This window comes from Caldivirga sp. MU80 (genome assembly GCF_001663375.1).
Lineage (GTDB): Archaea > Thermoproteota > Thermoprotei > Thermoproteales > Thermocladiaceae > Caldivirga.
On record NZ_LCTF01000006.1, the window covers coordinates 23,127 to 43,839 of the forward strand.

General features: G+C 47.2%; 19 protein-coding genes. 9 read left to right on the forward strand and 10 right to left on the reverse strand.

What is annotated here, in order from left to right; genetic code table 11:
* Positions 1–14 precede the first annotated feature (14 nt).
* Positions 15–1,172, forward strand: a complete 1,158-nt coding sequence (locus tag AAX04_RS02700) for an aminotransferase class V-fold PLP-dependent enzyme (protein WP_066793601.1) — start codon at positions 15–17, stop codon at positions 1,170–1,172.
* 170 nt (positions 1,173–1,342) lie between these two features.
* On the opposite strand, the gene AAX04_RS02705 is transcribed toward AAX04_RS02700, so the two are convergent.
* Positions 1,343–1,555 (reverse strand): hypothetical protein, encoded by a 213-nt coding sequence (locus AAX04_RS02705; protein WP_066793604.1) that lies wholly within the window; start codon positions 1,553–1,555, stop codon positions 1,343–1,345.
* A gap of 178 nt (positions 1,556–1,733) precedes the next feature.
* Between AAX04_RS02705 and AAX04_RS02710 the strand changes: the two genes are divergently transcribed.
* Positions 1,734–2,195, forward strand: coding sequence for a PaREP1 family protein (locus AAX04_RS02710; protein ID WP_066793607.1), 462 nt, complete (start codon positions 1,734–1,736; stop codon positions 2,193–2,195).
* Between the two features lie 21 nt (positions 2,196–2,216).
* Here the strand turns inward: AAX04_RS02710 and AAX04_RS02715 are convergent, their stop codons facing one another.
* The 5 genes from AAX04_RS02715 to AAX04_RS02735 all read right to left on the reverse strand — a co-directional run bounded on the left by AAX04_RS02715 (position 2,217) and on the right by AAX04_RS02735 (position 8,028).
* Entirely contained in the window at positions 2,217–3,656 is a 1,440-nt protein-coding gene (locus AAX04_RS02715) for an L-aspartate oxidase (protein WP_066793610.1), read from the reverse strand.
* Positions 3,653–4,603: a quinolinate synthase NadA gene (gene nadA / locus AAX04_RS02720; RefSeq protein WP_066793612.1), complete on the reverse strand. Its 951-nt coding sequence runs from the start codon at positions 4,601–4,603 to the stop codon at positions 3,653–3,655. Before nadA ends, AAX04_RS02715 begins: the two co-directional genes overlap by 4 nt.
* Positions 4,604–5,004: 401 nt before the next feature.
* Positions 5,005–5,550, reverse strand: coding sequence for a DUF996 domain-containing protein (locus tag AAX04_RS02725; protein WP_066793779.1), 546 nt, complete (start codon positions 5,548–5,550; stop codon positions 5,005–5,007).
* A 270-nt stretch (positions 5,551–5,820) separates the two neighbouring features.
* Complete coding sequence (gene glmM, locus AAX04_RS02730) at positions 5,821–7,191, reverse strand: phosphoglucosamine mutase (RefSeq protein WP_066793614.1); 1,371 nt, start codon at positions 7,189–7,191, stop codon at positions 5,821–5,823.
* A 72-nt stretch (positions 7,192–7,263) separates the two neighbouring features.
* Entirely contained in the window at positions 7,264–8,028 is a 765-nt protein-coding gene (locus AAX04_RS02735) for a helix-turn-helix domain-containing protein (protein WP_162270103.1), read from the reverse strand.
* A gap of 273 nt (positions 8,029–8,301) precedes the next feature.
* Between AAX04_RS02735 and AAX04_RS02740 the strand changes: the two genes are divergently transcribed.
* Both AAX04_RS02740 and AAX04_RS02745 read left to right on the forward strand, forming a co-directional pair.
* Entirely contained in the window at positions 8,302–9,732 is a 1,431-nt protein-coding gene (locus tag AAX04_RS02740; protein WP_066793619.1) for a cytochrome ubiquinol oxidase subunit I, read from the forward strand.
* An 11-nt stretch (positions 9,733–9,743) separates the two neighbouring features.
* Positions 9,744–11,009 (forward strand): cytochrome ubiquinol oxidase subunit I, encoded by a 1,266-nt coding sequence (locus AAX04_RS02745; protein ID WP_066793782.1) that lies wholly within the window; start codon positions 9,744–9,746, stop codon positions 11,007–11,009.
* Between the two features lie 126 nt (positions 11,010–11,135).
* Here the strand turns inward: AAX04_RS02745 and AAX04_RS02750 are convergent, their stop codons facing one another.
* From AAX04_RS02750 to AAX04_RS02760, 3 genes are all read right to left on the reverse strand, one after another.
* Positions 11,136–12,149, reverse strand: coding sequence for a zinc ribbon domain-containing protein (locus tag AAX04_RS02750; RefSeq protein WP_238377775.1), 1,014 nt, complete (start codon positions 12,147–12,149; stop codon positions 11,136–11,138).
* The gene (locus AAX04_RS12350) at positions 12,053–12,463 is read right to left on the reverse strand and encodes a transposase (RefSeq protein WP_066793625.1); all 411 of its coding nucleotides are present in this window, start codon (positions 12,461–12,463) and stop codon (positions 12,053–12,055) included. The genes AAX04_RS02750 and AAX04_RS12350 overlap by 97 nt, the downstream gene beginning before the upstream one ends.
* Positions 12,464–12,888: 425 nt before the next feature.
* On the reverse strand, positions 12,889–14,058 hold the full coding sequence (locus AAX04_RS02760; RefSeq protein WP_066793628.1) for an NAD(P)/FAD-dependent oxidoreductase: 1,170 nt from the start codon (positions 14,056–14,058) through the stop codon (positions 12,889–12,891).
* Positions 14,059–14,213: 155 nt separating this feature from the next.
* On the opposite strand from AAX04_RS02760, the gene AAX04_RS02765 reads away from it, so the two are divergent.
* The 5 genes from AAX04_RS02765 to AAX04_RS02785 all read left to right on the forward strand — a co-directional run bounded on the left by AAX04_RS02765 (position 14,214) and on the right by AAX04_RS02785 (position 19,022).
* Positions 14,214–15,284: a MupG family TIM beta-alpha barrel fold protein gene (locus AAX04_RS02765; protein WP_066793631.1), complete on the forward strand. Its 1,071-nt coding sequence runs from the start codon at positions 14,214–14,216 to the stop codon at positions 15,282–15,284.
* Between the two features lie 36 nt (positions 15,285–15,320).
* Positions 15,321–16,241, forward strand: a complete 921-nt coding sequence (pyrB, locus tag AAX04_RS02770) for an aspartate carbamoyltransferase (protein WP_066793634.1) — start codon at positions 15,321–15,323, stop codon at positions 16,239–16,241.
* A gap of 112 nt (positions 16,242–16,353) precedes the next feature.
* Complete coding sequence (locus AAX04_RS02775; RefSeq protein ID WP_066793641.1) at positions 16,354–17,058, forward strand: phosphoribosyltransferase; 705 nt, start codon at positions 16,354–16,356, stop codon at positions 17,056–17,058.
* Between the two features lie 167 nt (positions 17,059–17,225).
* On the forward strand, positions 17,226–17,828 hold the full coding sequence (locus AAX04_RS02780; protein WP_066793645.1) for a hypothetical protein: 603 nt from the start codon (positions 17,226–17,228) through the stop codon (positions 17,826–17,828).
* 288 nt (positions 17,829–18,116) lie between these two features.
* A complete protein-coding gene (locus AAX04_RS02785; protein ID WP_066793648.1) occupies positions 18,117–19,022 on the forward strand; it encodes an MBL fold metallo-hydrolase in 906 nt (301 codons plus the stop codon).
* Here AAX04_RS02785 and AAX04_RS02790 read toward each other — a convergent pair whose 3' ends face one another.
* Positions 19,023–20,705 carry a glycoside hydrolase family 2 TIM barrel-domain containing protein gene (locus AAX04_RS02790; RefSeq protein WP_066793652.1) on the reverse strand — a complete coding sequence of 561 codons (1,683 nt, stop codon included), beginning with the start codon at positions 20,703–20,705 and terminating at the stop codon, positions 19,023–19,025.
* Between the last annotated feature and the right edge of the window lie 8 nt (positions 20,706–20,713).

Consider the following 20,713-nt stretch of genomic DNA (forward strand, 5'->3'; position numbering starts at 1 on the left):
GTTAAACGTGACGCATGGGTATCTTGGAGAGGTTGGGGGTGCGTAGGATTGTTAATGCCTGTGGAACGTTAACCGTGCTTGGTGGAAATAGGGTTAGCCCATCGGTGATAGAGGCTATGAGGGAGGTGGCCGAATCCTTCGTAGACATGAATGAACTGCTCATTAAGTCTGGGGAGTATGTGGCCAGGTTACTCAATGTACCTGGGGCGTTAATCACAAGTGGTGCCGGTGCTGGGCTAGTGCTGGCAGTTGCCTCGGCGATAACCGGTGGTGATGTTGAGAAGATGAGTAGGTTACCGTTCACCGAGGGCATGAGGAATGAAGTTGTGGTTCAGTACCCACACACCGTGGGCAACCCATACGTCTACTTCATCAACATACCAGGTGGTAAACTTAAAGTCGTGGGATCTCCAGGCGGGGTCACTGAGGATGATATTAAAAACGCCATGAGTGAAAAGGTAGCTGCGGTAGTGCACTTCCAGTATGAACCACAGGAGGGTGAATTACCCCTCAGTAGGGTTATTGAGATAGCCCACGACCACGGCGTACCTGTTATTGTCGACGCAGCCGCTGAGCTACCACCAGTAACCAACCTGACTAGGTTCATTAAAATGGGGGCTGACTTGGTAGTGTTCAGCGGCGGTAAGGATATTGGCGCACCAAACGACACTGGGTTAATATTAGTCAATAACCTTAAGCTACTTGAGGCATGTAGGCTACTGGGCCCATTCAGCTATATCAACGTTAATGGGCAGGTCAGGGTATTCATAGGTAGGGCGATGAAGATCAGTAAGGAGGATATTGTCGCATTCGTCGCCGCACTGGAGAACTACGTTAAGGTTAACCATGAGGAGAGGTTAAGGGTAATGAATGAACTGGCGGATTACATAATAAGCGAATTGAAGTCCACATTACCTAAGTTACAGGTTAGGAAGAGGGTTAATGCCCCTAATGAACGTGTGAGGCCCGTCGTGGTGCCTAAAGTTGAGATTGAGTTACCCAGGGACCGCGTGAGGCTTTACATAGAACTTTTGAAGAGGGGTGATCCACCCATATACCTATGTGAATGCGACGGCCACCTATGCATAAGTACGCACACGTTAAGTAAGGATGAGACGGAACTGGTGGTTGAAAGGCTCAGGAACATAATGAATAAGTATCCACCGTATTAATGCAGCTCTAAACATCACTTAATTATTTCTTCAGATGAGTTATCTTTATCTTAGGAGTAGACGGTGAGCATGTATAATGATCATTTGAAGATGATTCTAGAGTTAGCTTTAACTTCTCAATAATAACCCTGATCATTTACCTGCATTATTAAAAAGGGATTTTAATTTAATTACGCCAGTTTATACATCCTATTTCTCCTATCGTATATTAGTGTTATTGGTTCATTTAGGTTCGGTATTATTATTACATTATCGAACTCCTGATTCCTTGCTACTGCGTCGTATTCATCGGTATGCTGTGCATTCACTGTACTAGCCATTACTAGGCCTCTCCTTATCCTAAACGCGGTACCCATAGCATTTACTACACCCCTTATGCTCATTCTTCTCACCTCGGGTGCATCACCCAGGTTAGGGTTTATATAGCTTATTGGTTTATTGGGTGGATCCTATAAATATACCCCAACAATAAATATATACTATATAGATAATGCCTAGGCTACGGTAAGACGAGTAATCATCCCAGAGTTAGGTATTTATACTACTACGCTGCATTAACTTATGCGAATACATCTAGATGTAAATGAAATTGGTGAAGCTAAGTTAATTGAATGTAAAGCTGAGTTAGAATTGGCTAAGATTCTCTTGAAATCAGGCCTGCTTAGAGGCGCCGCGGTTAAGGTTATTCAAGCTTGGAGAGCCTACTTATCCTACATCGCAAGCCTTAACGCAAACCTAATAAGGATTAATGGGGTTAGGAGGGTTAGTGAGAGTATTGAGGTTGATGCCAGTGAGTTCATTATTGCAACAATGCCAATTAAGTTAATGATGAGGGTTTCCGAGATGCTGAGGAGCGTAGACCCGGAGCTCATGGAGTTAACGGCATTGGCACTACTCACCTATGAGTATTGGTGCGCCAATTCATGCAGTGATAGTACGGGTAGGGTTATTGATGATGAATTGGCCAAGGGTATTATAGCCAAGTTACTCAGCAGGATTGAGAGGAAGATTAATTCAATTTAAGGAGTTGAATGATCCTGTAAATCACCTAGCCATTACCAAATACACCCGCCTCCCAGCCCAGTTATTCGATTTAAATGGGCAATCAACCCTGTAATGGCTCCCCCTACTCTCACACCTGGTTAAAGCAGCCTTAGCTGTTAGGTAAGATACCAAGGCTGCGTTTGACCAATCCTCACCCAGGGCATGCATGTTAACCTTCTCATACTTCTTTACTGCATCGGCTAAACCTTCACCATCCCTAACTATGCCCAACCTAAGCCAATTAATCCTCCTAATTTCACCAATGCTCAACTCTCCATTCCCATTAATCTTAACTGCCTCAACAATGCCATCACTTGGTACGAAGCCCACCCATTCATCAATGTATTGTGGAAGATTTACACCAAATACAAGGGCCTCGGCAAGTGAGTTACTGGCAAGCCTATTAGCCCCGTGTAGGCCGGTGTCGGCAACCTCACCTATGGCGTAAAGGTTCCTCACACTTGACTCACCCCTGGTATTAACCCTCACACCCCCTACGGTGAAGTGAGCTGCTGGGAATACGGGGACTTTATCCCTCCTTAACCCATGCCTACTTAGGAAGCTAGCTACCGACGGGAACCTAGACTCAAGGTCCTTGACATTGGTTAAATCCAGAAACACGCTGTTACCCTTCAGGTACTCCATGTATATTGCCCTCGCTAAAATATCCCTTGGAGCCAACTCACCTCTCTCATCGTACTTAAACGCAAACCTCTCGCCAAGGTTATTAACCAGCCTAGCACCCTCACCTCTGAGTGTCTCGGTTAGTAGAAAAACATCACCATCAGCTATGGTAACCGTTGGGTGGAACTGCACAAACTCCATGTCCGATACGTATGCGCCAGCCCTAAAGGCTATAGCCACACCGTCACCCATATTGGTGGGTGGGTTTGATGAGTACTCCCATAGATACGCATAACCCCCCGTGGCCAATACAAGCTTATCAACATCACTAACCTCACCCCTAGCCTTAGTTACAAAGCCCATTACCTCATTATCCCTAACCTTAATGGCTATGAGCTCATCCTCAACGATTGGGATCCCCTCCTTAATAGCCAGGTTAAGCAGGAAGGTTGACAATTCCCTGCCTGTCTCATCAAGCCTATGCAGAACCCTCCTCCTGGAGTGCCCACCCTCAAGCCTTAAGTCAGGGTCAAACTTAAACCCCCAATCCTCAATGGTATTAATTACCTTAGGGATTTCACTAGTGACGTAGTTGACAACAGCGGTGTCGCAAAGCCCATCACCCACCTTCAACGTATCCTCTGCATGCAGTTCAGGTGAGTCATCGGGGCTTATGGCTGCGGCCACGCCACCCTTCGCCTCATAGCTTGAACCCCCCTTAATCTTCTTAGTTATAATTGTGACCCTGTGGCCTGACTTGTGAAGGGATAAAGCCGCCGATAACCCAGCTATACCACTGCCTATTATGTAAATCATGCGACTCCGCCCTCAAGCAGCTTAATTGTTCTTTCAAACGCATCCTTAACAGCATCAGCAATGCTTTTAGGCAGCTTGACCTCATGGACCTCATCCCTTAAAGACCTGTAAACCTTATCCAACGTAACCATGGCCATGTATGGGCACCTGGCATACCCATACTCATCGAGATTTACAAGTGGGTGAAAGACCTTGCCAGGGACCTTAATCCTTAGTGAATTTAACATGCCTATTTCAGTGGCTACTATAAACTCTTTAGCGTCACTACTCTTAGCGTACTCAATCATTTGGTTCGTTGAGCCCACGAAGTCAGCTTGCTTAAGAACCTCAATTGGCGATTCTGGGTGAGCCATTAGTAGAGCGTTAGGGTGCCTCATCCTGGCAGCCTTAACCATATCTATGTTATAGCCCGAGTGGACTATGCATCTACCATTTTGCGGAACCTTAATGATCCTCTTACTATTGCCGATTAATGATTTAACATAGTTAGCCAGGTTTAAGTCAGGGCCGAATATAACCGTGTCATTGGGTATCTTCTTAATAACCTTAACAGCCGTTGACGACGTCACTATGTAGTCTGCAAGGGCCTTAACACTGGCACTTGTGTTGACGTAAAGCACCACTGGCGCATTTGGGTACATTTCCCTGTACCTCCTTAACTCATCAACACTCAACGAGTCTGATAAGGTGCAGCCAGCCCTAGGTTCCGGGGAAAGTACCTTCTTATCTGGGTTTAATGCAGCCGCCTGCTCAGCCATGAAGAAGACGCCGGCGAACACTATTAACTCAGCCCTAGTGCTCATAGCCTTTAATGCCAAATCATATGAGTCACCTGTGTAATCAGATATCAACTGAACCGCGTGTTCCATGTAATTATGGCCAAGTATCACTGCGTTCTTCTCAACCTTAAGCCTCCTAACCTCATTAATAACGGCATCCAGCTCCATATTAACCAACCCAGATTACCCACTGAAGTATTACCCTTATTGTGCAGTATCTGTACTGCTGTGTATACACCGGCATTAGTTAAGGTGCGTATTCTGCATATAGCCATATAGCAAAGGTTACCCATAATAATTTAAATAAAGAATCATGGCGTATTGAACCCATTGTTAAGTCACTAAACCATGCTGCATTTAAACCATGATGCAGTAAGTACCTAGTATTAAGCCCAATTCACTTTCACTTAAATCGAAAGTAACCGTGAATGAAGAGGGCCCTCTTCATGGGTAGTCCTAGTTCATTAAGCCTTTAAAGGTAACCCTACTATAATGACCGGTAGCATAAGGTTAACTACCCCTGAACAAAGAGTAACACAAGTTTCGAGCAAACAGGAAAAGAGGTGGGATTATTTACTAGGCTCCTTCACGCTTAACAATGCGACACCTATTATTATCCACGCTATCATAATTATGAACACACCTATAACTATGAAGGTTAACACAGCCCCTATTAGGTAAATCAAACCTCCAGTACTGAAGAGGCTTTCATTAGTGCGGGTACTCATGGTTTCCATAGCCCTACGTAGGTAAATAGCTGATAATAGGAAGAAAACCGCCGCAATGATAATGAATATTACGAGGGTTAATAAGCCTGGGAATATAAACCGCATACCACTGTAGGGTATCATGGGGTGGGTTACGATGGCTGAGTGGTATACGACTACCAAAGCCATGATGCCTGAGGCCAGTAGGATTAATGCTATTAAACCGAATATGAACCAGTAAATTACGTCTGACCTAAGCCTACTATCATTGAAGTAATTGGCCAATTCCAGCATACCAATTAGGAACAGGATTATGCCTATTATTGATGGTACAACATAACCAAATACACCCACACCCGCAAGTATAGCGCCTACCCCAGCAAGCACCTTAGCGGAGTCAAAACTCATGAGGCTAATTCTAAGCATCATTTTTAAGTATTTCGCAATTAACATGGGCTTATTCCGATAGAGCTTATCGCATATGCACTATAACTGCTGTGGATTTAAACTAGGATTAAGAGAGGTTAAAGGTTACTAAACATCAGTAAAAGCTATGATGGTAGGTGATGGGAATGCATTCTAGGCTTTTAGGGAATAGGTGCTCAGTTGAAGGCAGTGTAAAGCTGGGAGACAGGAAACCTCATACCTCAAAAGGAGTAGTCTCGCTTAGATTTTAGCCTATTGCCTTATGCTGTCGAGGAGTTCCTTTATACTCTTCATTACGCTTCCCCTTAGGTTATTGAACTTTTCAACGTTGGATGCCTCGATTGTAACCCTGAGTAGGTTCTCTGTACCACTTGGCCTAACTAGGAACCATGAGTCTGGGTAATTAACCCTAATGCCATCTATGGTTATAACCTCACCACCCCAATCCCTTTCCCTAAGCTTATCCACTAGCTTCCTGGCTGTTTCCCTATCCACCTCCAGCCTCTCCCTGGCTGTCACCATGCTCGGCATCCTTGAGTTTAACTCTGATAGCCTGGCCCTTTGCTCGGCTAGTACCTGCATCATCAGTAGTGTTGTGGATATCCCATCCCTTACCGGGTGGTGCCTTGGCCAAATGAACCCTCCATTATCCTCGAAGCCGCATAGGGCACCTATCTCCATGACCCTGTGGCTAACGTCCACTGAACCAACCCTAGTCCAAACAACCTCACCTCCAGCCCCCTCCACAGCCCACTTGACCACTATGCTTGAGGATACCGGCGTGACTACCCTATCACCCTTCTTAATCATTGACAACGCCAATATTGTACCAGTCCTATCACCCCACACCACGTTACCCCCCTCATCTATGAAGAGTGACCTATCACCATCACCATCATAGGCAACGCCGAAGTCGGCACTAGCCTCCACCACAGCTCTCGAAGCGACGTTAAGGTTATCCGGCCTAGGCTCGGGGACTCTACCTGGGAATTCACCGTCAAGGTGGCCGTTTATCGAGTTCACCTTGACGTTAAGCCCCCTGAGGACGTATGGTAACGCTATTGAGTTCACGCTGTTTGCGAAGTCAGCCACTATCCTGAATCCCCTACCCTTAATCAAATCCACGTTGACTAAGCTTAGTAGGTGTTCCCGGTATTCCCTTAACCCATCCTCAACATTTATGAACCTGACTCTTCCAATATCACGGTAATCCACCGTTTCCTTAAACCTACCGCTGTAGAATATTGACTCAACCTCCTCCTCAATGTTCCTATTAACCTCAACCCCATCACTACCCATAAGTTTAATACCGTTGTAGTGGGGTGGATTGTGGCTGGCGGTCACCATTACACCCGCCCTATAGCCCCACGCCTTAGTTAGGTATTGATGCACAGGCGTTGGTAATGGCCCAATCACGTCAACGCCAAGGCCATACATTGATAATACGCCGTACAGTGTACCCACTATTGATAGGCTGGTTAACCTAACGTCAAAACCCAGTAGGACATCGCCGTTGTTGATGTAGGTTGCAATTGCCTTACCAAGCCTAACTATGAACTCTGGGTCATAACTACCCCTCGTGAACTCCAACCTAACCCCATTGGTCCCAAATAGTCTGCCCACTCTTTAACCTCCGTTGATGTGTTTTAAATGCATGACTATTAATCTGCAGGAACTTTCATAGAGTGAATCAACTTAATGGATCCTTAGGTACTGGGCGCCTAGTATGTTTGACACCTCCTCAGCCTCCCTGCTATGCTCATCGCCAAGCAACACACTGCCGTTACTAGTTATGGCAGCGTATTTACCGTGGGTGTGCGCCAGTAGGTAGGACTCCTTGACCTTTAGGTTTAGTACGTGGTTTATCTCCACCCTCCTCTCCCTAATCCTCTGGTCTGGGTCCTTGACCTCAAGGCCCCACCCCTCCACGATATTCTCCCCGAAGAGTTCGATTAGCAGTTGAGCCTTCTCGACACTCACATCGATACTCCCCCTCTCATACTCGTAAACGCTCTTCCTACTAACCGACAGTAACTCGGCTATATCCCCCAGGCTTAAGCCGTGCCTTAACCTAAGCTCCCTCAGTAGCCAACCCTTTATCTTAACCTTGGTGACCCCACCCTCATTCTTCATCATTATCGGCTTGCCCCTAAGTAAATCCCCAAGCGTTTTGGGGGTTAGTTGAGGTATCCCAGATTGCTCATAGAGCACGCCGTCCTGAAGCTCCTCGTTCCTCCTGCTCTCACCCACTAGTATTGGCTTGGCGTTAAAGACCCTATGCATTATGAGTAGGTCTATTATGCGGCTCCTCGGTATTGCTGATGAATCCGCGCTCACCTTAAGCACAAGCCTACCCAGGCTACCCTTCACATCTGCGACTATGGTGTATGAGTAATCATCCTCATCAACAACTACAGATCTAGCCCCAACTCCATTAAGCTCCTCGGCCACCAAATCCATCAATCTCCCACTACCTCTCCCAGGCATCGCCGTTGCAGTATTATGCTGGAACCCTATTAATATTCCTTACGGTTTGCGGGTATTTAACATTCATAGAGGACTCAGAATGTCATTAAACTTAGATCTATCAAATAGGTTAAAATTGGCCTTGAATTGGTATATGAAATTAATATTGAGATTATTTTCCAATAGGTTAATTAATTTACATTTAAATAGATTTCTATTTAATGGAGTAAAATTTATAAACAATGCGATTAGATATACTTGATTAGTATGCCTATAGGCTACATCCTCCTTCCAGCGGCGTGGATTAGCTTACTGGATGAGGCTAGGTGGATAAGTGCAGTTGGTGTACTAGCTCACCTGGGCTTAGCATCAGCATTCCTTGGTACGATCTTAATGGCCGTGGTTGCTGAGTTCCTCTACATAACTAGGCATGATGAGACTTGGCGTGATAAGGCGAGGATGTTCTCCGTGGTTTCAACAATCTTCTTCGGGGTTGGTGCAGCCTTCGGTACATTGGTTGAATTTGGTCTAGTTACCATATGGAGCAATTTCATTACCATAATAGGCTCCGCGATAGTCCTACCATTCTACCTTGAGTTATTCGCCTTCCTAACCGAGGTCATAATACTGCCACTTTACGTATTCACGTGGAGTAAGATTAAGAACGCATGGGTCCATTGGGTAATTGGCCTAGCCGCAGCCTTTGGTGGTTACTGGAGTGCCTACAACATACTTGCCGTAATGGCGTCACTCAGCATGAGGCCACCTGGCCTCATAGTTCAGAACCTCGCCTCAACGACAGGGAAGACTGTTGCCGGCTTAACGGATTATTTAGTAACCTGGGCTAAGCCAACTGACGTTTGGAATATGTTTTGGTGGGGGGCTAACGTATTCATATTCCACGGTATTTTGGCGGCTGCCATATTGACCTGGTCAGTGATAAGTGCAATATACCTATATGGTTACCTGCGTGAACGCAGGCCAGATCAAATGAAGGTGCTTAGGGTTACCGTACCGGGTGTGGCTATTATGACCGCTGTCGAGGGCTTCATACTTGGCCATGAGCAGGGTGAGCTGGTGTTTCAATTTGACCCATTGAAGCTGGCCGCCATAGAGGGCTTATTCTGGAAGGGGCTCAAGGTTGATCCTTTAATGAGCCTCCTTGTCTATGGTACACTTAACCATGCCTTCTGGGGCTACTACTCATGGCCAGCTGACGTGAGGCCACCACTTGCACCATTCGACTTCCTGCCGATATTCTACCTAGGCTTCATGGTGACCCTAGGCGTGTTACTGGGCGTGTGGAGTGGTGGTCTGTCACTATGGTACCTGTTCAACGGCTTCTTCAGTAGGTTTAACTGGGCTAGGGCAATTGCCTCATTCCTGGAGAGGACTGGCCCATACGCCATGCCGCTCTTCGCAGCGTTAGCCTCCATAGGTGGTGCGGTAACCGCTGAGAGTGGGAGGGTTCCATTCATACTGGTTAAGGCCTCACCGGATCCGAACGGTGGGCCACCGGTAGTGTCAGGTGTCCCCATATACAGTGGTGGATTAATTAACCCAACCCTTAGCCTACCCGGCTGGTTAGTGGCCTTGGTTGTAATAGTTGAGGTTGCCATGCCGGCGTTAGCCGTATACATGGTCTACATATACATTAAGCGTAGGGCGGTTAGAGAGGCGCAGGTGGTTGAATACTAGGGGTGGTGGGTATGGTGTCCCCTGTGATTGTTGCGGTCGCCCTAATCGCATGGGCCTTCTCAGTGCACCTACCCCTAGTCTACACTGTGCTTGGCCTAGGTTGGTTGCTGCCGACGCTTGAGTTAATTGGTTATAGGAGTGGTAGGAGGGTTTACGTTGATGTGGCCCATGGCTTATCAAGCTACCTGATAGCCGTATATGCCATTGGAGGTGTCTTCGGGACTATAGTAACAGTGTTCCTGGCAGGTCTACTACCCGTCTTCACCAACATAGCTGGTGTCCTTCTTTGGCCGGTTTGGGGTGTTGCCATAGTGTTTGGTGTCGCTATTGCGCTACCCTTCATAGGGTTCTACAATAGGACCTTCGGTAGGGTGAGCCCGATGAGGCACATTGCCATAGGCTACGGCATGGCCATCGCCTTAACGGTTATACCAGCCATGTTTAGGCTTGTGTTCGCCTACATAAACTACCCAGTGGGCACCTCAATAACCCCAAGCAGCACCTCAAACACAGGCTTCACCCTATCCGTAAACGTAATGGAGGCGTTGGGCAATCCAACGTATCCACCGCTGTTGCTAGCCACCATATTTGGCGCCATAGCAATGACAGGCGTATTAGTCTCATCGATACATGGGTGGAGGTATGCCTCAAGCAGGAGCGAGTATCATGAGGTTGGCCACAGGGTCGGTAATATGGTTGGCCTCATCTTCGGTGTCCTTTACTCAATATTCGCATTCTGGTACCTATACACAGTCTACCAGTACTCACCCACAATGGCCTGGTCAATATTCGGCTACCCACCTTCATACTTACCATCAGCCTTCTACAGCGTCTATAAGCCAACCTTCACGTTAAGCTGGATGCTCTACATGAACATAGCCCTCGGCCTAATCATACTTGCGCTGCTGCTGATTTCACTTAAGGTGGTTAGCAGGCCCGTTGAGGCGCTTAAGCTTGTATTAACACCATTGCTAATGGACTCTGCCGAGTTGATGAATGGCTTAGCCCACATGCCCTATGCCGTAGTCCCACCTGTAAGCGCCGCTGAGGCGTTGATTAAGACCTATGGGTTAGACTTCACCCTTAACGTGGCTAAGTGGCTGACCGTTAGCCAACTCCTAACCCCAGAGATTAACGCTCTACTTAATGTGGTGTCCGTTGAGCCTGGTTTACTGGTGGGTAGCCTAGTCTTCTTCGCCTTCTTTAACGTACTGCTGCTCTACGTAATATACGCCGCCTTATCCTGGAGAAGGACAACCACGGCCATGGGGGTTTAATGCCCAGCGCCCGGGCCTTTCCCAGTGTCAAATCTTAATCATTATTCTTCCATTCCTCTCCGATGAGAACAACCTCATTAGGGCATCCCTGGCCTCATTAAGGTTGAAGTACCTATGACCCCCTCCCTACCTCGGGGAGGTAGGGTTAATCTTGGGGGTCTCGATTGTTACCCCCTCCATGGGGGTTAATGGTTTCACGCCGTTTGTTGTTACTATGTAGCTCAGTATCTTCTTTGGTATTGGTACTTCGTAACCTACCCTCTTCGCTATGTTTCTTGCCGCGTTTAGATCGGCATTGATTTTAATACCCGTTACTGGGCATATGTACAATCCACGCATTACTCTCCCGTTTTCATGCTTCATGCTGCATATTGAGCATTGCCTACTAGTACCGTACTCATTCACCATGTTTAGCCTTATCCCGTATTCCTCAAGAACATCACCAAGCCAATTAACGATTTTATTAAACCACCAAATGTTCACATTATACTCATTGCTGTTACTTTTGTTCACCATGTATGGGTAGCCAACGAACACCTCGTCAATGCTCATCTGCCACAGTGTCTTCGCCAAGAACCTAATTGCAGTCCTGTAGTAGTGTCTTAGCCTTTCATGCTGCTTGTATTCAGCGTGTAGGTAGTATGCGTGGTACTTGCGCCATGTCTTGAAGCCACGATTCCTTAGCCAGTCTCTTATTGCCTGGTAAGTGCCTACTTCCCTCTTCCAGTAATAGTACTCAGCCTTAATCGTCGAGCCCTTGATTAAAATCGCAGTATCACTGTGATTAAACACCACTGCGAATAGGTTATTCAAGCCAACATCAATAAACGCCTTATTACCACCCTTGGGTTTTTCAATTTGAATCTTCTCATAGATGCCCTTCACGTAACCCCTCGGGTTACTCCTAGCAGGCTTCTCACCAACACTAACCGGCACATAGGCGAACCACCTACCATCCTCAAACCTAATCACCAACGTGCCCTGTTTACCAGCCCACTTGATTCTACCAGCGTACTTGATTCTTAAATTCCAGTCCTTGAGGACTAAATAGCCCTCCCCACCATTGATTGGCTCCAAGTAATACCTATCATTCCTAACCAGAACCTTAGTTCCCTCTTCCCTAGGAGTCTGTCCTTCCAAAAACCAGGTGGTGATGGTTTATTCATGAACTTCAGTAGCTTGCCTTGTTCATACTGCCTAGATAGTTCGAAGAATGAATTCCACATCCAATTATTCAGGTTAATCACTTGACCAGCATTAACACCCAACACACTCTTATACCTGTGGTAGTATTCGTGCTCCGTACCCTTAAAATCAACATGCTTACCTTCCCTCCACTGAATCAGCCTAGCGTAATTCAACTCATTCCAAAGCCTAGCTGTTGTGTCGGCGATTCTTCTTAGCCTTCTCTCTTGAGAGCCATTAGGCAGTAGCCTAAGCCTAACAGTGCGCATATTTTCATCTCTCAATTTCCTACTCCCCTTTAGTTTAGGAGTGGAGGAGGAGGGAGTGCCTGGGTTGGTGGAAACAGTGGGGTATCGACCCACCGGCTCATCCAAAGAGATTGAACCCCCTCCCGGAGGCACCAACCCAAGCACCGAGAAAACACAAGGCAAAGGAGGAATTAAAGAGTAACCAGAAGCAAAAATACTGGACAATAGACTAAAACTTTAAGCTAACTCAGTTTAGCAAACACCTTAAACCCCACCGCAAACAACGAGCCTTAGGTCGTTTAAGTCATTCCTCTCGAAGACCACAGCCCTCATAGCTTAATATCCGAAATTGGGTAATTAAACCTAACTCGAGGACTCTGAAAGAATGGAAAACCTGACGGAATAGGGAATATTATTTGCGATAAAAGGTGGTTTTTCTCTATTTTTTAATATCCAAATAACTTGCTTAGGTACGTCTGCATCCAGCGGTCCTTCTGAACCGTGTACTCACGCTTGGGTTCAGGGTCCTTAATTGGCTTAGGAGTCTGCTGTGTATAGTCAAACCCAAACTGGAGACTTAACGTCTCTAACCTACCCTCAATATTGCCTAGGTACGCCCACCCAACGAAGGCGTATTGGACATTAACCCTATCGCCAACCCCCAGATCCTCAAGAATCTTATTCACGGCGAATAGGGTGCTTTCAAAGGCAATCTCCTGGTTCTTCGGGTAGGGTAACTTAGCCGCGTCACCGGCCGCCAACACATCATCGTACTTAACGTGCCTCAGGTCCGTTGGTGATCTGACTTCGAACCAATTATCACCAAGTCCAGCGTCCCTTATGAATGAGGGTGCCCTATTGGGCTCCAGCATAGCTAGTACGTCGAACTTATACCTCTCACCACTCCTCGTAACTACCTCATTACTGCTTAACTCGGTTATATCCTGGTTCGTAACCAGCTCTATGCCAGCCTTATCGTAAAGCTCCTTAACCTTATCCGCTATTATGGGCGGCTGTGTCTTGTCATTGGCATCCACGTGAATTATCCTAACCCTATCCCTAACACCCCTATGTTTAAGCACCGTGTGAGCCAGTAGGGCGGTCTCTGTGGGTGCAGGGGCGCAGCGGTATGGAGCCTTTGGGGCATATATGAGCACTGTGCCTTGGTTAATGCTCCATAGCTTACTCTTAAGCTCAGTCAACATACCTGGGTCGTAGACGTTACTGTTAACCCACCACCACTTCCCATACCCAGTAATCCCACTGCCATCGAAGACCACGCCGGGCGCCACTATAAGGTAGTCATAGCTTAACGCACCGCCTGCTGTGCCGTAGGGTGGGGATTCAACATACTTAACAACCCTATTACCAGGGTCAATGCTGGACACGGCACCGTAAACCACCTTAATACCCAGGGAACCGACGTAGCCGTAACCCCTAATTATCCTCTCAAACCTCTCCTCATCCGTAAGTATTAATGGCCTTGTTGGACCACTAACGTAGTAAGGCTCCTTAGTTAATACAATCACCTCTACCTTATCCCTCAGCCTCGAGGCTAACGTTGTGGCTGCGGTTAGGCCAGCTATCCCACCACCAATCACAACCACCTTAGCCATACGTGAACTTGGACTGAGGGTTAATAAATCTTTTCCGAGTCAAATATTCATTATTCTTTGGCGTGGTCAAATTTGTGACATAAAATTCCCTAACATTTTTGATTAGTGAAATATTTCAACGGTAATGCTTAAAATTATCCAGTTTAGTATCCGACATGGTTAAGAGGATTGGCATATCCTTCGCGGTGGGTAGGAGGGAGACTGTTCCAAGGACCATGGAGATTATGAAGAAGGCGGCTGAGCTCGGCTTCACTGAGGCTTGGTCTGGCGTGGGGCTTGATACCCTGGAGATTGTTAAGGAGATTGCTAAGCTAGCTAACTCACTGGGCTACTACTACTTCGTCGATATAAACCCCAAGGTACTCTCAGACCTGGGCGCCTCCCCAGGCGACCTGGGTGTTTTCAAGAGGATTGGGGTTGGGGGTGTTAGGGCTGATTGGGGGTTTAACCTGGAGCAGCTAGCCGCAATGGCTAATAATGACCTTGGCCTCAAGGTTGAGTTAAACGCAAGTGTGTTCCCGGTTGACGAATTAGATAACTTACTGAAGCTCGTTAAAAAGCCGGAGAACCTAATGGCGAGCCACGACTGGTATCCGTGGGAATACACTGGGTTAAGCCTTAATGACGCCCTGGCCAAGTCTAAGGAATTCCATGATAGGGGTATACCAGTGGGCATATTCATATCCGTTAAGGATGGTGAGAGGACTACGGTTGAAGGCCTTAGGCATATGGATATTGAGAACTCGGCAACAATACTCTTGAACTCGAAATACATAGACAGGGTCCTCATAGGGGACCCATTACCCACAGACGAAGACCTAGTTAAGGTTGCCAACGCCAGGAAGAGGACTAGAATAAGGGTTGTGGTTTACGATGGTTTAACTGAAGAGGAGGCTAAGGTGTTTAATAGGGAGTTTAGGGATGTTAGGATTAAGGAGAAGACCATTGGCCTAACAGCCGGTGGTAAGAATAGCATTAAGCCAAGGAACATTGTGAGGAGGTTTAAAGGAGCAGTGACTGTGATTAACAATAACCCAGATTACATACAGGTCTGGATATTTAAGGAGGATGCTCCACCAGACCCCAGGTTCAACGTGATAGGTGAGGTGTACCCGGAGGACATGGTTATCATTGAGCATCTTGCTGAAAGAACCAGGAGCATACTGTCAGTGCCAACTGGCGAGGAGGAGGTTCCCGTGGTTCTAATACCTTATAAATCCGCTTAACTTAAAAACCCCTCAACAGCGTTAAGTGAGGGTCCCTTGGGTTGGTTAAACAGGGACGTTATATCAGCCCTGGACTTCAATAGGGAAGACTTGGTGACGCTCTTCAATGAGGCTAGGGAAATGGAGAAGTACGCCAGGTCAAGGTTAAACATACTTGAAGGTAAGATAATGGCCACGGCTTTCTTCGAACCAAGCACAAGAACTAGGCTAAGCTTCGAGACGGCTATGATAAGGCTTGGTGGGCATGTGCTTGGATTCGGCTCGGTGGAGGCTTCATCCATGGCTAAGGGTGAGAGCTTGGGGGACACCATCAGGATGCTCGACTCCTACTCAGACGTGATAGTGATTAGGCATAGCCTTGAGGGGGCCGCCAAGTACGCTGCTGAGATAGCCACGGTGCCCGTCATCAACGCTGGTGACGGTACCCAGAACCACCCAACACAGGCTATGCTGGACGCCTACACAATTTGGAGGGAGTTCGAGAGGATTGACGGATTGACCATAGGGGTGCTGGGTGACTTGAGGTACGCCAGGGTGGTTGTATCGTTAATACAGCTGCTTAGCAACTTCAACGTTAAGCTACGCCTAATATCACCTGAACTGCTTAGGCCGAGGAGGGAGCTGGTTGACTTCATGAATAGTAGAGGCATGAGCTATAGTATGCATTCAAACCTAAGTGAGGTGTTGGGTGAGTTAGACGTCCTTTACGTGGTTAGGATTCAGAGGGAGAGGTTCCCAGACCCCGTTGAATATGAGAGGGTTAGGGGAAGCTTCAGGGTTACCCCAGAGACACTTGCCGGCGCCAAGGACACTTTAATAGTACTCCACCCACTACCCAGGGTTGATGAGGTTGACCACAGGCTGGACTCTACCAAGTACGCAAGGTACTTTAGGCAATCGGCACTGGGGGTACCATTAAGGATGGCCCTACTCAAACTGATACTGAAGGGTGAATAGGCCGCTGAAATGCCAAACCGATGAGTAATGGTTTAATAGTATTTAGTACGCAGAGGCGATGAGGTTATGATGAAATGTTTATAAATCTAGGGTATTCCCTTAAAAATTAATTGTGGTTAAGGTTCCGGTTAAACTGGTTACCTGGGATGACATAGTGACCTGGGCCTCAACGCTGGCTGGTAAAATAATCGAGAGTAGGTGGATGCCGGACATAGTAGTAGCTATAGCCAGAGGGGGGTATGTACCAGCTAGGCTACTCTGTGACCACATGGGGATTAATGACCTCGTTAGCCTGCAGGTGGTTCACTGGCCCAGTAGCGCCCAGGTGGCTGAGAAGGCCTACATAAAGTACCCCGTGGCCCAAATGGACCTTAACGGTAAGAGGGTTCTAATCGTGGATGACATTGTTGACACAGGTGACAGTGTGTTAATAGCTAGGGACCATGTGCTGTCAAGGTGGCCCAAGGCTGATGTGAGGACTGGTGCACTTCAATGGATATCCACAGTGGCCAAGTTTAAGCCGGATTACTATGCATATGAGGTTAAGGATTGGGTTTGGTTCATGTACCCATGGAACCTCACCGAGGATCTATCTAACTTCATAACTAGGATAATGGTGGAGGAGTATAAGGCCAGTGGTAAGGTTAACTGGAGTTTACTGGAGTTGACTGAGAAGTTAAGTGAGTGGTATGGTGATGAGATACTTAAGGTGCCTGTATCATACTTAGGTAAGGCCTTAGCTAACCTGGAGAGGAATGGTGTTGTTTTAAGGCTGAGGGAGGGTAACGTTGACCTCATTAAACTGGCTAAGGGTTAACACCTAAGGCCTTTACATTAATCAAGTTGTTAAAAGTTTAAACCAACACCTACCATTAAGCCCCAGCCCATTTATCATTCAACTCTTTATAAACCATTTTCTTATGATCGATATATTTAAATATTATTAGCGTAATACTTAAAAATGGGTTGAAAGTATAGGATACTGTGAGTCAGAATCAAGGGGGCTTAGTACCAGGGATAATAGTGGATATATTGTATTGGGGCGGCATATTAACGGTACTTGCAATAGCCTACACGATAGACTACATGCTGATACACCTATGGCTTTATGGAACCGCCACATTAAACATAGTGCTCGACGCTTTAATACTAGCGTCATTACTATCCTTCGACGCGCTATCACTAACCTCAACCATACTTTTCATTAAAAACGTGAGGAGTAGGGCTAACATGTGGATACTCCTAATCTACGCCATCGGTGCCTTCGTGGTTTTAACCTACTACACGTACATGGTTATGGCTAACCACACGGCTATACTAGTTGAGGTTTATGGTCAAGGTGTAGTTGGGGATAAGTACATTGGATACGGCATAGTCCTCTACAACCTAGGTGTGGCACTGTTAACCTGGCTTGTAATTCAAGGCAAAGGCACCCTAGACAGGTTACGCTCAATACCAATAATATTAACTCCCTCCCCGCCACTGCACAACAATAAGGGGGCTAACACGAGGAGGGAGAAGGAGTGTTCCGTTGTTGATGTTTACGATGAGGATGGGAACAGGATAAGCGAAATCTACAACTGCTAAAGAGTCAGAATCAAAGGTAACTACCCATTTAGATTACGGTTATTCAATGGGTATGCGAAATTGCTTATTTTTCATAGTCACATTGACGAATGGGGATTTATTGTAGTTCTTAGCATAAACTGATTACCCTAGTTTTTCAAGACCCACAGTTGGCCGAGATCCCCCCCAGCGACGGGTAAGAAGCCAACCGCGGTGAGGAGACAGGGAGATCGTTGGGATAGGTGGTTTGTTACCGCTACCTGCTGAGAAGCGGTAAAAGTAGATAACTGGGTTAATTTAGGGCTGAACGTGCTTAAGGTAACTATACTCGGGTCTGGTGGGGCAATACCTAGGACCTGCAGGGAGTTGGTTAGCGCACTCATTGAGGTTGATAGGTATAGGATACTCATAGATCCGAGTGAGGGGGTTACGAGGAGGCTGGAGGCTATTGGCGTCAGTGCCCTCAGGTTAACGCATGTAATGGTAACCCACCTGCACGCTGACCACGTTAATGGGTTACCCGGATTACTTGCAACCATGCTCATGCTCAGTAGGGTTACTCCATTAACCATAATAGGCCCCGTGGGCATCAGTGACCTAGTCCCCGCATCCGTTAACTCTTCATTCAAGGTTAACTTAATTGAACTTAAGCCCACCGACAAGGTTACTTTAATTGACGCCGCCGATAACGTTGAGCTTAGGTACGTGACCACTAGGCACACGATCCAGAATAACTCATACCTTGTTACCTTAAAGAGGCCAGTGGGTAGGTTTAACCCTGTTAAGGCTAGGGAACTTGGGGTGCCTGTGGCCTACTGGAGGAGGATACAGATGGGTGAAACTGTGAAGCTGCCTGATGGTAGGGTTATTGAACCGTCAATGATAATGGATGATATCGGGGCCAAGTCGCTCTCCGTGGCGTATACTGGTGACACGGCACCGAGCGGCAGCCTAGTGGATCTGGCTAGGGGGTCAACTATACTGATCCACGATTCATCATACCTGCCCAGTGATGTGAATGAGGCTAGGAGCCGGGGCCACTCAACATGCGTAGACGCCGCCTTGGATGCCAGGGAGGCTGGGGTTGGGTTACTGGTACTCACCCACATCAGTTACAGGTATGGTTGCGAATACCACTGGGACTTCCTCAAGTGCGCCGCCTCAATATTCCCACGCACACTTGTCGCCAGTGATGGCCTAGTCATCAGCGTTTAACTACCTTAACCCGGCGAACAACTCCCTAATCGCCCTAACAGCGAGTTTCGGTCTTCTATCCCTCGTGAACACGCCCTTAGTGTTCAGTATAACCCTGTAGACTCTTTGTGGGGTTCTGAAGTCTGCGTAGTTCCATATGTGCAACCCCCTCACGTAAGGTCTCTTACTCAACTCCTCAATGTACCTCCTTATGAATAATTCCTGGTACTCCTCACTCCACGCCACCGGTGGGTCGTGGTGAAGCCCTGGGTAACCCTCAGCACCGAACTCAGTTATTATGATTGGCCTATCAGGGTACCTCGCATGCACCTCATCAACCAGCTTAGTAACCCTAGCAACACCAGCCTCAATGTCACCAGTCTCACTGTACCAGCCGAAGTAGGTGTTTAGGGCTATTGCATCACCAAGGCCAAGGGCCTTATCCTCAAGGTGCCTATGCGACGTGTATATGACGGGCCTGGTTGGATCAATGGACTTAACGTGACTAATCAACTCACCTAGGAAAACCCTAGCCTCATCCACTATGCTGTTTGGCTCATTGGCGACACTATACATGACTACTGAGGGCCTATTCCTATGCTGCCTAACCATCTCACTAATAACAGCCTTGGCCTTAGCCAGGTAAGCCTGGTCCTTAAAGTGCTGCTCCCTCAAACCAACCAGCGGCGCCTCTAGGATGACTAGGATTCCGAATTCATCGGCAAGGTCAAGGTGTTGGTTTGAGTATGGGTAGTGGCTTGTCCTGAATGAGTTTGCGTTAATCCCCTTAAGCTCATGGAAATCCCTAACAAGCACTGGGCCAGGTAGGCTGCGGCCGAAGATTGGGAAGTCCTCATGCCTACCGAACCCCTTCAGGAAGATGGATTCACCGTTTAGGTAGAAGCCACTTGGCCTAACCTCAAATGTCCTGAAGCCAACCCTCTCCATGACCTCATCATGCTCCTCACCATTAATCAGCAGCTTAACGGCAAGCCTATAGAGGACCGGGTGCTCAATTGACCAAGGCTCAACCTTAACCCTATCCTCAACTGCCACAAGCCCCCTAGACTCAACAACCCTACTGTAAACCGTTGAGCCCCCTGAGTCAATAAGCTCAAGGGCTATGTTATGGGTCTTACCGCAATTCGACTCAACCTCAACCTTAAGGTAACCATCATGCCTAGTGGTCACGAATAAATCACTGATGAAGCATTCACGGGTAAACTCAAGGTAAACAGGCCTATGAATACCACCATAGTGGTAGAAGTCGAAGTACGTTGAAATCATACCCTCACCAGGTGGTATTGAATCTGGTTTAAGGGTGTTGTCAACCTTAACCACAACCCTATTCCAATCACCAAACCTAACACCATTAACCCTAAGCCTAAACTGGGTAAAGGAACCCTCATGACCACCTATGGACAAGCCATTAAACCAAACCCTAGTTAAATAACCGGCACCCTCAAAGACAAGCCAAGCCGTTAAACCACTAAACTCCCTCGGGATGTGGAAGTCATACTGGTACCAGGCAACACCACCGTAACCATCCCAATCAGGATTCTGCTCATTCCAGGAGGCTGGGACGTAAATCAAGTCACCGTCGAAACCCCTAAACCAACCACTAGACTCACCAACATCCCCAGGATCCGGTTTAAAACGCCAGAAGCCACTCAACTCAACCCTAGGCCTAACACCAACAACCATAGTAAACC

Bases quoted from the DNA above. Each gene is read 5' to 3' on its own strand.
- AAX04_RS02700 (WP_066793601.1), top strand. From the start codon at position 15: ATGGGTATCTTGGAGAGGTTGGGGGTGCGTAGGATTGTTAATGCCTGT.
- AAX04_RS02705 (WP_066793604.1), bottom strand. From the start codon at position 1,555: ATGAGCATAAGGGGTGTAGTAAATGCTATGGGTACCGCGTTTAGGATA.
- AAX04_RS02710 (WP_066793607.1), top strand. From the start codon at position 1,734: ATGCGAATACATCTAGATGTAAATGAAATTGGTGAAGCTAAGTTAATT.
- AAX04_RS02715 (WP_066793610.1), bottom strand. From the start codon at position 3,656: ATGATTTACATAATAGGCAGTGGTATAGCTGGGTTATCGGCGGCTTTA.
- nadA (WP_066793612.1), bottom strand. From the start codon at position 4,603: ATGGAGCTGGATGCCGTTATTAATGAGGTTAGGAGGCTTAAGGTTGAG.
- AAX04_RS02725 (WP_066793779.1), bottom strand. From the start codon at position 5,550: ATGAGTTTTGACTCCGCTAAGGTGCTTGCTGGGGTAGGCGCTATACTT.
- AAX04_RS02735 (WP_162270103.1), bottom strand. From the start codon at position 8,028: ATGGATTTGGTGGCCGAGGAGCTTAATGGAGTTGGGGCTAGATCTGTA.
- AAX04_RS02740 (WP_066793619.1), top strand. From the start codon at position 8,302: ATGCCTATAGGCTACATCCTCCTTCCAGCGGCGTGGATTAGCTTACTG.
- AAX04_RS02745 (WP_066793782.1), top strand. From the start codon at position 9,744: ATGGTGTCCCCTGTGATTGTTGCGGTCGCCCTAATCGCATGGGCCTTC.
- AAX04_RS12350 (WP_066793625.1), bottom strand. From the start codon at position 12,463: ATGCGCACTGTTAGGCTTAGGCTACTGCCTAATGGCTCTCAAGAGAGA.
- AAX04_RS02760 (WP_066793628.1), bottom strand. From the start codon at position 14,058: ATGGCTAAGGTGGTTGTGATTGGTGGTGGGATAGCTGGCCTAACCGCA.
- AAX04_RS02765 (WP_066793631.1), top strand. From the start codon at position 14,214: ATGGTTAAGAGGATTGGCATATCCTTCGCGGTGGGTAGGAGGGAGACT.
- AAX04_RS02790 (WP_066793652.1), bottom strand. From the start codon at position 20,705: ATGGTTGTTGGTGTTAGGCCTAGGGTTGAGTTGAGTGGCTTCTGGCGT.